The sequence below is a fragment of the Desulfobotulus mexicanus genome (assembly GCF_006175995.1).
Taxonomy (GTDB): Bacteria; Desulfobacterota; Desulfobacteria; order Desulfobacterales; family ASO4-4; genus Desulfobotulus; species Desulfobotulus mexicanus.
Genome location: NZ_VDMB01000028.1, coordinates 24,562 through 35,703, shown reverse-complemented (window position 1 = coordinate 35,703; position 11,142 = coordinate 24,562). Strand labels below are relative to the sequence as shown.

Annotated in this window: 8 protein-coding genes and 1 pseudogene; 8 read left to right on the top strand and 1 reads right to left on the bottom strand. The window is 47.4% G+C overall.

Annotated features, from left to right (window positions below):
* A pseudogene (locus FIM25_RS14945) lies at nt 1-388 on the bottom strand (hypothetical protein); the annotation flags it as partial.
* 400 nt (nt 389-788) lie between these two features.
* Here FIM25_RS14945 and FIM25_RS14940 point away from each other — a divergent pair.
* The 8 genes from FIM25_RS14940 to FIM25_RS14905 all read left to right on the top strand — a co-directional run bounded on the left by FIM25_RS14940 (nt 789) and on the right by FIM25_RS14905 (nt 10,705).
* Nucleotides 789-1,718 carry an Rpn family recombination-promoting nuclease/putative transposase gene (locus FIM25_RS14940; RefSeq protein ID WP_139450662.1) on the top strand — a complete coding sequence of 310 codons (930 nt, stop codon included), beginning with the start codon at nt 789-791 and terminating at the stop codon, nt 1,716-1,718.
* Between the two features lie 278 nt (nt 1,719-1,996).
* Complete coding sequence (locus FIM25_RS14935) at nt 1,997-2,713, top strand: ERF family protein (protein WP_139450661.1); 717 nt, start codon at nt 1,997-1,999, stop codon at nt 2,711-2,713.
* 93 nt (nt 2,714-2,806) lie between these two features.
* On the top strand, nt 2,807-4,015 hold the full coding sequence (locus tag FIM25_RS14930) for a hypothetical protein (protein ID WP_139450660.1): 1,209 nt from the start codon (nt 2,807-2,809) through the stop codon (nt 4,013-4,015).
* Nucleotides 4,012-4,995, top strand: a complete 984-nt coding sequence (locus tag FIM25_RS14925; RefSeq protein ID WP_139450659.1) for an AAA family ATPase — start codon at nt 4,012-4,014, stop codon at nt 4,993-4,995. The genes FIM25_RS14930 and FIM25_RS14925 overlap by 4 nt, the downstream gene beginning before the upstream one ends.
* Before the next feature lie 97 nt (nt 4,996-5,092).
* Nucleotides 5,093-6,124 carry a DUF3150 domain-containing protein gene (locus FIM25_RS14920; RefSeq protein WP_139450658.1) on the top strand — a complete coding sequence of 344 codons (1,032 nt, stop codon included), beginning with the start codon at nt 5,093-5,095 and terminating at the stop codon, nt 6,122-6,124.
* Between the two features lie 11 nt (nt 6,125-6,135).
* Nucleotides 6,136-8,124: a hypothetical protein gene (locus FIM25_RS14915; protein ID WP_139450657.1), complete on the top strand. Its 1,989-nt coding sequence runs from the start codon at nt 6,136-6,138 to the stop codon at nt 8,122-8,124.
* Between the two features lie 14 nt (nt 8,125-8,138).
* Nucleotides 8,139-8,471: a hypothetical protein gene (locus FIM25_RS14910; protein WP_139450656.1), complete on the top strand. Its 333-nt coding sequence runs from the start codon at nt 8,139-8,141 to the stop codon at nt 8,469-8,471.
* Nucleotides 8,472-8,743: 272 nt separating this feature from the next.
* Nucleotides 8,744-10,705 (top strand): AAA family ATPase, encoded by a 1,962-nt coding sequence (locus tag FIM25_RS14905; RefSeq protein WP_179953425.1) that lies wholly within the window; start codon nt 8,744-8,746, stop codon nt 10,703-10,705.
* The last annotated feature ends 437 nt before the right edge of the window (nt 10,706-11,142 follow it).

Genomic DNA, 11,142 nt, shown 5'->3' with positions numbered 1-11,142 from the left:
TGCTGTCCAGAACCCTGTCCACATCCTTACGCCATTTCCTGCGGTCTGTGAACAGCACCGTAGGGATGACAATGGCACCGGGATGGGCTTTCATGTAGTCTATGCCATAGTGGGCCACTTTGTAGATGGAAAACTTGTACTTATCCTCCTGAAACTCCAGCAGCCACAGGATCAGAGTCCCATTCTCAAAGACAAACAGTATGGGTATGTCCAGCACAAAATGCCGGTCTTTCAGCTTTTCTTTTTGGGTCTCCTGATTGACAAGCTTACAATCTATAAGCTTGCCCATACCTTCAAGGATCTCCGGGGATAAGAACTCTGCTATCTCCCTGGTAAAGTCCCGTGCCAGATTTTTAAAGTTCTGATCGTGGGACACTCTCTCTGCCATCCCATCCTCCTTTTTGTTAATATAATCAAAATATGCAGGAAAGAAAGACTCCACCCTGCGGACTGCCTGCCCTGCATCTGCTGTCTGTATTTTGAACTATGGAACAGATACTGCCCTGTGTCGATACAAAAGCATCCAGACCCCGACACCCTGCACCGCAGACCAGATTTACACCTTATATATAGGGGGCTGTTCCTGTGGCCCCCTATATATAAGGTGTAAATCTGGTCTTCCGGGTGGTATCGAGCGGAGGGATCTTTTGGTGGCTGTTTCTTGCGCTTTCTGATTCAGGGGATTATAATTCTGATAATAAAGGATATCGGCCCATGGTTGCTGCAAGTCTGTAGCCATGCAGGAGTTTTTACAGTAAAAATAGAGTAATAGAAATGAGAGGAAGCCAGTGGGCAACCATGATATTTTTTTCAAGAAGATTTTAGATGTAGAGGGCCATGCAGAGGAGCTGGTACGCTCATCCCTGCCGCCTGCCATACTTGAGGGGCTGGATCTGAGTACCCTGGAGGAGGAAAAGGGTTCCTTTTTGGGGGAAGAGTTGTCAGAGTATTTTTCTGATCTGCTTTACACCTGCCAGTTTAAAGGTTCGGAGATCCGTATAGCCCTGCTTTTTGAGCATAAAAGCTATGTGGATCATGATATGCTCTTTAAAATCCTTCTGTATATGGCAAGTCAGTGGGAACGCTGCCGCAAGCAGGAGATAGAAAAAACCCCCATTATTCCCATAGTGATCTATCATGGGGAAAGAAAATGGCAGCCCGGTCTTCTCAGTGACTATTTTAAAGACCTGCCCCCCATGATCAAGCCCTTCATCCCGGATTCAGAGTATGTTTTTGTGGATCTTTCAAGCTGGCAAGATGAGGATATCAAAGATAAGCTCTTTGTAATGGTTTCCATGAAGTTCTGTATGCTCATTTTTAAGAACATTTTTGACCCAGAGAAGCTGAGAGACAACATAAAGGAATATTTTGAGCTGGCATCCTCWTTGTTTGAAGATGAAGATGGCCTGAAGATCATCAAAAATGCCATAGAGTACATTTTTAAATCCACAGATCTTCAGCCTGAATATGTGGCTGAGACGATAGGTAGTGTAAGCCTGAAAGGAAAGGAGCTTGCCATGACTACAGCGGAAAGATTGATGAGTGAAGGTGTCTATAGTGAGAAGTACCAGACGATCATGAGCCTCCGTGAGTTCAATATGAAACCGGAGGATATTGCCAAGGCTACCAGGCTTACCCCCGAAAAGGTCAAGGAAGTTCTTGCTGCCGGTGACAAAGGGCTGGATCTGCTCATAGGCAAGGATGCCACCAAACATTAGCGGCTCCCTCTGCTGTGGTTGCTGTATAGGCAGCCATGGCAGGGTTGGGGAGTCTTTTGCTCTGTTTGAGATCTGCGGACACCCTCGTAATTTCCCCGCACAGATGCCCATTTTAAGCCCTCAGCACCCATATTGACCCTCCCAAAGTGGTAATCAGTGGATTTCAGGTATATATTACAACTATGAATTGAAACATTATTCACCTGTTATCTATCCAAAACCAGACCCCTTCTGCCTTTTTACGGGCAGCGGGGGTCTTTAATTTAAAGGAGGTCATTATGGTTATCGAACAGTACAGCTCAGCGGATGTGAAGGAGCTTGCCAAGGCCATGCTCCGGGTGCAGCAGGAATTGAGACCGGTTCAAAAGGACAGGAAAAACACCTATACCAACAGTATGTACGCCACCCTAAGCTCTGTCATGGAGGCTTGCAGCAGTATTTTAATTAAGAACGGAGTCTGGGTGACGCAGTATCCTGTTCCTGTAGAAACCGGGCATCTGGGTCTTGTTACCAAGCTTATGCACGCAGAATCAGGCCAGTGGCAGTCTTCCCTGCTCATGATGCCTTTGTCTAAAAACGATCCCCAAGGATACGGTTCCGCCATCACCTATGCCAGACGCTATGCCTTRTCTTCCATGGTTGGKATTATTACAGAAAACGATGATGATGCTGAAGGGGCCTGCATCAGAAACAACAAAAATCCACAAAAACAAAATAACTTCCCACAGTCACCAAAGCCTCAAAACGATCCATTTCCCCCGGYAAATCAGGCACCTTCTACYCCTCAGAATCCCYAAAATCAGCCCTCCAGTATGGATACCCTGCCTAAGCTTGATGGCATCTTCTACAACACGGTTCATGCCGAGGATGGAAGAGCCTACATCACCGCCACGGGAGACACTATGCCCAAAAAGGAAATACTCAAAGAAGCAGGGTTCCGCTGGAATGCAGAACGTAAATTCTGGTGGAAGCACAGCCAGCAATCCGCAGCCTGAACATCCCATCCCGTCTGATCACCAATCATCACCAAACACAGGGCCTGCCGGTATTAGCCGGTGGGCCTTGTTGCGTTTAAAGGAGGTACAGTCATGACCATCCATCACACAAAAGAGTCCATGGGTCTTTTGGCTCAGATTACCAAGGGTCTTCTTGCCCGGAGTCAGAACATGAAAAAAGATCTTGGAGACAGGTCTTCTTATATCGGTATGTCGGATATTGGCAGGGGCATGGAGTGTCTTCGTGCTGCTGTGGCGGATAAGTTTCAAAAAGCATCCCGTCCTGAAGAAGTCGCCCGGTGGTATGCCGAGGAAGATACGGAGAGGATACTTGCAACCCTGCAAAGGGAGCTGGTGTTTCAGCGGGGTCACTGGTTTGAATCCGGCATGGGAGAAGTTCTGCAGTCCAACGGTTCAAATCCCATCCATCAACTGGAGGTGGCTATCATCAATGACGGTATGCCGGTGAAAGCCCATCTGGATTTTACCCTTGCCTGGGGAGGTGAGAAACCAGCGGTAAGAATCCTTGAGGTGAAAAGCACGGAGCATATACCCGCCAGCCTGTACGCTTCCCATGAAACCCAGCTCTACGGTCAGCTTGGCATTGTATCCGCATATTGGGATCAACCCTGCTTCAGTACCAAAAACCATAAGAACCTGACCTTCCCTGAGATAGTCCTGAAGGAGCTGGGGGTGAGAATGCCCGATACTTCCGATAGCGTGGATATACAGGGCTGGGTTCTCTGTYTGAATATGAGTGGCGTAAAACCCTTTGGCCCCTACCGYCCGGATTATCTGCTGTGGGGGATATGTGAAAAGGTAGCCCGYCGTATCTGGGAGAGGATGCATACATATCAAAGTGGYCTGATCCGTCTTAACGATGTGGAKCATTGTAAGGGTTTTCATCCCYTGTGTGACTGGTGCAACCATGCTGTGGGATGCCCTAAGTTTGTCATGCAGYCYGTCCATGATCCCGCCTGCAACGAGCAGTTTACCCTGCTGGAAGATCTCAAAAACAAGAAAACAGCCCTGGATAAGGAGATCCGTGATCAGGAGAATCGTATCCGCAGACAGTATTACTTGATGAACCCGGASGGCARYTGGCTGGATACCGGAGATTTCAGGTTCAGGGTGGCCATAGTSAACGGCAGAAGCWSTCTGGATAAATCGGCACTGGAAGCAGARCTGACAGCCATCATGTCCGAAGGTGAAGCCCGTGAGCTGTTGCAGAGGGCAAGCAAAACATCCGATCCCCACGAGAGACTTTRCATCAACCGTAATAAGAAGGAGAAAGCCGCATGAATACAGAACTTTCTACACTCAATGTCATAGATATGGATGCAGGACTGGTTTTTAGCGGCAGAGCATCCGGCAGGAAGATCAAGGGATTTGAGTTCCCATGCAGAAATACTCCGGAAATAAATCCTGACTATATGTTCCACGATACCATGCGGGAAGTGGTGGTCTGGTTYATGGAGCCGTCTGATGCCCTKTATGTGTTCGGGCCATGCGGTAGCGGCAAGACAAGCCTGATCCGGCAGACGGCAGCGAGGCTCAATTATCCTGTCTTTGATGTAACTGGCCATGGTCGCCTGGAGTTCAATGATCTGGTGGGTCACTTGAGCTTGCAGGACGGTATGATGGTTTATCAGTACGGGCCTTTGAGCCTTGCCATGCGCTATGGCGGTTTGTTCCTGCTGAATGAAATAGACCTGCTTGATCCTGCAACTCTGTCCGGGTTGAATGGGATACTGGACGGTGCGCCTTTGTGTATTCCTGAAAATGGTGGAGAGATTATAGAACCCCATCCCATGTTCAGGCTTGCAGCTACAGCCAATACCAATGGAGCATCCGATGAGTCAGGGCTTTATCAGGGAACTGTGAGACAAAACCTTGCCTTCATGGACAGGTTCTGGCTGTGTGAAATCGGGTACCCTGATAAAAATGCAGAAAAGGGACTGCTGGCACGGGCAGCAGGTAATCTCCCTGAATCCATCCGCAACAGCATGGTGGACTTTGCAGGGGAAGTACGGCGTATGTTCACCGATGGCAATCAGTTCGGCAAGGGCATAGAGGTCACATTTTCCACAAGGACGCTTCTGCGCTGGGCTGATTTGACGGTACGGTTCCAACCCCTTGCCTATCAGGGCATACAGCCTGTGGCCTATGCCTTGGACAGGGCCTTGGGATTCAGAGCTGGTTATGAAACGAGGGCTATGCTCCATGAGCTGGTGCAGAGGATGTTCCCCCATACCATGGCAGAACCGGGGGATGGAGACTGAAGGTAAAAGCTGAGCTGACTAATGACAGATGAGGGGGGAGCCTTTAAGGAGGTTCCCCCTTTTGTATTTAAAAGATCGGAAACGAAAGGAAATTACCATGACTATTCATACAGATATGCAGATTCTCAATGAGATTGTGGCGGTACGGCTGGATGTGAATATCTGGACTGCCAGAAGAAAACTGACCCCATCTGATTTTAAAGCTGTCGATCTTCCCCCTGAGAAAATCGCATCCCTTGGCAGCAAGCGGATCTGTGACCCTGCTGAGCTGAGGATATTTTCAACCTTGAAGGGCAGGGCTGTTGCTCTCCTTGATAGCGTTGGTGTCCGCTTCCTTGGTGGTTGGGCCATCCCTGAGCATCTGGTGGCTGAGATGCAAAGGAGTCTTATGGATCTGAGGGATGACTTCATGCAGGCCAGGGAAGACTTTCTGGGAAGTTACGATGAATCCGTACAGGCATGGATCAAAGACAATCCCGGCTGGGAGTCCATCATCGCAGGTTCTGTTGTGGATGCGGATTATGCAAGAAGCCGCCTTGGTTTTAGCTGGCAGATGTTCCGGGTGGTGGCTCCCCAAAGTGATGTCCTTGCAGGTGGTGTTGATGCGGGCCTTGATGAAGAGCTGGAAACCCTTGGTTCGAGGTTGTTCGGTGATATTGCAAGGATAGCCGACACCTTGTGGGAGAGAAGCTATGCCGGTAAGTCTGAGGTGTCGCAAAAAGCCCTGTCTCCTTTGAGGTACATCCATAAGAAACTCTCAGGCCTTAGTTTTGTGGAGCCAAGGGTAACGCCGGTGCTGAGTCTGGTGGATACGGCTTTATCCAAAATACCCGGTACAGGGAGCATAGACGGGGCAGACCTGCTGATGTTGCAGGGGCTTCTCTGTATTCTGCGTAACCCGGATACGCTGGTGGATCACGGTCAGAAAATACTCGATGGCAGAACTCCGGATACCATACTGGACGGTCTTCTGAAGGCTCCGTCAGGGATATTTTGTCCATCTGTTCCAAATGATTTCATGGAAGATGTGGAGTCCGCAGAACCCATTGATATTGAAGAGTATGAATCGGCAGTACAGGTACCAGATCGTCAACCCGAACCCGTACTGAACAGTTTTGGACTTTGGTAAAGGAGGTCAACATGACAGGCAACACAGGTAAAATTGCAATCCTAAAGTCCCTTCCCCTTCTCGCTGGGGTGCTGGGCAAGTCCTATGGAATCCGTGTGGAAATTGGTGGGAGCCAGGCTTATACCAATGGCTCCGTGATCTTCCTGCCCCAACTTCCGGAACAATCCGATCCTGATTTTATGGGGCTGGTTCGTGGATACATAGACCATGAATCTGCCCATATCCGGGAGACGGATTTCTCCATCCTTGAAAACATGATCCCCATAGAAAAGAACATCTGGAACATCCTTGAAGACTGGCGTGTGGAGGGAAAGCTTGCTGCTGTGTTCCCCGGTTGCAGGCAGAACTTCAACTGGCTGATCCGTCGTCTCTTTGCAGGGGAGGGAGATGGTGGTCATGCCCATGCGGATTCTTCGGTGGTGATCCTGAACTGGCTTCTTCTGACGGTTCGCTCCTGGGATGTGGCAGAGATTGGAATTGAACGGGATCATCTGGCCCGGATACTGGATACACGCTGGCCCGGTCTTAAGTCTGAGGTGGAAGAGGTGCTGGAACAGGTTAGAAGGTATTGCCCGGACTCCTTTGCCTGTCTGCGGTATGCCAACGATATTATGGACATTCTCAATATATGGGCTGAGAGGGAAGCGGCTCAGGAAAAACTGGAAGAGGGTGGGACAGAGCAGGGTGCTGGTCAGGAACAAGGAAATGAAGGAGGGGAGGATTCTGGTTCCATAACACAGGATGAAAATCTGTCCGCTGGCTCAGAGACTGAAGCTCAAAAGAACGAAGGAGGGGAACATTGTAGCTCTGGATCGGATACCCAGGATCAAGGCCAGGAAGGAGGTGGTGATTCTGCTGGTTTTGAAAATCAGGATGACACTTCTTCCACTGGTCAGGGTGGTTCTGATTCTGAAGGTCTGGATGGCAGCTCCCCTGCCGGTCAGGATGGTACCCTTGGTTCTGAAAGTCTGGATAGCAGCATGGATAGTTCCCATGGAAGCTGTCTGGATGAAAAAGGTACAAATAGCTCTTCAAACTCCCCGTATTCTGGTGGTTCTGGCTCTCAGGATGAGGGATTTGATGATGGTCTGGGTATGGATCTTATCCCCATATATGAAGCTGACCTGTCTCCTGAAAAGATCGGTTGGCTTCTTACTGCCTCTGAATCAGAACTGCCCGAAGATCTGGGCAGCAGTATAGCCAAAACTATTGAGTCCAAAGCAGCAGGCTCCAGTAACAGAGTTGAAGTGGCTTCCGTGAGTCCCAAGGAGCTTATGGAGATAGGGCTTGAAGAAATAAGGCAGATCAGGGCCGCTACTTCAGGTATGCGTAACCGGTTCCATGCTTTGTTCCAGTCTATGAAGGATGTTCGCAGCACTCCTTCCAGAACAGGGAAAATCAATACCAAAAACCTTTACAGTATGGTGCAGGGTAATCAGAAGCTGTTTCTGCGTCATGGTTCCAGGCAGGGCATCAATACGGCAGTGCATATCCTGCTGGATGTTTCCAGTTCCATGAGAAAAAGGATCAGTCTGGCATCCCAGGTTTGTCATGCAGTGGCCCAGACTCTGGAGCTGGTGGGCATCAATACAGGCGTGACCGCTTTCCCCGGTAAAAGAAACCTTGAAAATCCTAACGGTGTGACTGTGACTCCCATGGTCAGGCACGGGGAGGCCATCCATAACAGGTTTTATCTCGATGTGAAGGGCAGCACTCCCATGGGGGAAGCCATCTGGTGGGTGTTGCAGGAAATGATCCATCTGAAAGAACCAAGGAAGATGGTGTTTGTCATTACGGACGGAATGCCGGACTGCATGAATATGGCGGTAAGGGCCATAGATGCTGGGGTTGGCATGGGCGTGGAGTTCTACGGCATCGGCATAGACTCTCCCGTGGTTCACAGTCTTCTTCCTGGCAGCAGTGTGAATATCAGCAATTTAGACGAACTGGCTCAGGCTGTGTTTACCATGCTGGGCCGTACCTTTAAGCAGGCAAATTAGAAACGGAGGATAACATGACAGAAAATATCATATGCCCTGAATGCGGAAACAGTAATCATGTGGTGCTGGTGAAGAGGGCTTCAAGGGTTGCAGCAGGTATGGGGGGCGTAGCTGGAGGTGTCGGCGGATATGCAGGAACAGGCACTGGAGCCAGTATTGGCGGTGCTGTTGGCTCTGTGGTTCCTGTTGTGGGAACGGCTGTCGGTGCTGTGCTTGGTGGTCTTGCCGGAGCATTGGCAGGGTTCATGGCTGGATCTTCTGCCGGTCATGCTGTCGGTGAGCATGTGGATAGGGTTGTGATTGGCGTTTACAGATGCCATCGTTGCAGGGTAGAATTTACAGAGTGATGGTGGGTGCAGGGCCTGTGTGGGATGAAAAGTCCCATGCGGGTTCTTCTTTAGGGAAATACGGGGATAGCATGAGGGGATGAGGTGTGGGTTTGTTTGAAGAAAAAAAAACACAAAATCAGAGCCGCTGTGTTTGGCCTGTAGATGTGCCATAAAATAAGATTGTTTTTGATCAATGGGTGTTGGTTTATGAGTTTTTCTTTCATAATACAAATGGATTATATCATTTTCTGGAAAAGATTCATGGGGACAAATACCCTCAAAGGCAGTGGATGGATAAGTATTGTTATGTTAGTCATTTTGGTATTATTTTTACTCTTTTTCAAATACCGTATAAGGATGCATGGCTTGATCTTAATAAGAAAAACTATAAATTTAAATTTGAAGAGTTTGGGTTTAATAATATGATAATTTCCATTTATTCAAGTGATCTAAATACTGAATTCGGATTGAGATCTAAGCCTTTGTTTGCATGGTTTCAAAAAAACAGAAATAAAGGTTTTGATTTGTTTAGTTTTTGTTCTGCTATTTTGAAAAAGAGTACGCAGAATGTGGCAAATATGCTCGAAGAGTATATACGAAATAGTAAAAAGGTAAGTGCTTCTGCGTATAGTCAGGATGTAGTTCCATTTGATTCATGTGATCAAACCAATGGATATTATTTTAAAGGTGGCAATTTAAAAGGGTCATTTGAATACTTAACGAGTTATGATGTTTTATTTCAGTATGTTGATTATTGGATTTTGCCCTCTGGTGAACAGTATAGGCTTTATTATACATTGTGGCGTAAATCAGATGGTGAAGATTGTCGGTTCGTACCAATCCCACCCAAAAAACCGTACCGCCTGCTTAATTTGAACTCTATATCTGGGTATCCTGAAGCTTTAATCTTTTTTGTAAAAGATGAAGAATTGGCTTTTGGATATTCTAGTGGTAATCCATTAACCTCTTCAGAGAATAGAGATCCTACTGTGATTTTTACAACCTGTTTTATGGGTTTTGCAGGTATCAAGAATGCGGATCTGAGTCCTCTGGAGGGCATGGATGTTTGTTTGTTTCTTTCAGAAAATAGCCTGGATGTTCAGTATTTGCCAGAAGCCATAACAAACTTGAAGAAGGCAAGATGCGCCGAAGTCTGGGTAGAATTTTATGGCCGTGAGCTTGTCCAAGCAGATGAGTATCTCAGAAGCAAAGGGCATGGCGGGAAAGCACAGGGTTTAATTGGTGAGGCTCCAGTCACAAAGGGTTTGAAAACCATAAATAATAGAAGGTCTGGAACAAAGATTAAAAGGAAAATGCTGCTTGATCCTATTATCAAAGAAGGCGATCTGGTTGTAATCTATGGAGAGGCCAAGATTGGTAAATCATGGCTTGGCTACAGTATGGCATATGCATTGGGCTCAGGGAATCAGTCCATAGCCAGATGGAATTCAGGAGATCCTGCTAGGGTACTTTATGTTGACGGGGAATCTTACGAGGACGAATGCAAAGAAAGAATCGAAAAGCTTATGAAGGCTGCTGGAAATACCAGTGAAGATTATCCTTTTGAAACTTTTCTAAGAATGGAAGCAGCAGATGAAGATTTTGGCATCAGTCTTGAAACCGAAGAATGGCAGAACAGAATAGAAGGTGTTTTAGATAACTATGATGTTTTCTTTTTTGACAGCCTGTATTCATTGATAAAAAATGATGCATATTCAGCGGGACTTGCATTTAAATGGTTCAGGAAGTTAGGTATGGCTGGAAAGACGGTAATCGTTCTGGATCATTCCAACAGTGAAGGGGAAGTACAGGGAGGAAAGGTTAAGGGTCGGGCTGCAAACCTTGTAATGAATGTTGCCGTTAGTCCAGAAAGGAGTTCTCGCTTAAAGGTCTCTTTGCCCCATGCTAGGAGCTTAAGTCCTGAAGATTCTGTGCCCTTCGATCTCGACATGATTTTTACAGAGGATGCTTTCGGGATGGAGGTGGTAAAACAAGAATCTCGGCCGCTGTCTGAAACAGATAGGAAGGTTGTTCTTGTTAAGATGTTGCTTGAAAAAGATTTGACCGGTTTGGAGGCTGCAGGGCTTGTTGGTGTAAGTGATTCTAGCGTCAGTAACTATAAGAAAAAGGCCATGCCCGAAATGACAGAGGAGCAGCGTGAGGAGCTGGAAAAAGAAGCCAAGGGTCTTTATGCAAAATACCAGAATGAACAAAAAGCTGTAGAAAATGATGCCAAACCAACGGAAAAGTAACCACTGAAAAATATTTTTTAGTGTTTAGGCTGTGTGTATTTATGCACAATGGCTGATATGAAACAAGCACCCTGGGGCCAGCGTATGGCTCTGGGGTGTTTTTTTATGCTCGAAAAATTAAGGTGTACATCTGTAGCCTGTGCCAATAGTGCAAGTGTCTCATATTGTCTTGATCAGAGGGAGTTGGATCGAGAAAAAAAGGCCTTCAGGGTAGGGATACTGCTGGTCGATTTTTGGGAGAAATACGGATCTTTTAGACGGGCTGTGCCGGGAGAAAGCTGTACTCTTTTAAAAAAAAGTGACCTGCTGTGAAAAAACAATCTGGACGGATGCTGCTTTGTTAGGAATGCCTGTAGAGCAGTGCAGTTCTGGCTGGTAAACCCTGAAAAAGGGCGTTTTTAGGGGGGTGGCTGGAATCCTTGGAATCTTGGAGTTGT

What these genes read in the sequence shown, in the direction of transcription:
- FIM25_RS14920 (WP_139450658.1), top strand. Translation starts at nt 5,093, where the DNA reads ATGACTATTCATACAGATATGCAGATTCTCAATGAGATTGTGGCGGTA.
- FIM25_RS14915 (WP_139450657.1), top strand. Translation starts at nt 6,136, where the DNA reads ATGACAGGCAACACAGGTAAAATTGCAATCCTAAAGTCCCTTCCCCTT.
- FIM25_RS14910 (WP_139450656.1), top strand. Translation starts at nt 8,139, where the DNA reads ATGACAGAAAATATCATATGCCCTGAATGCGGAAACAGTAATCATGTG.
- FIM25_RS14905 (WP_179953425.1), top strand. Translation starts at nt 8,744, where the DNA reads ATGGATAAGTATTGTTATGTTAGTCATTTTGGTATTATTTTTACTCTT.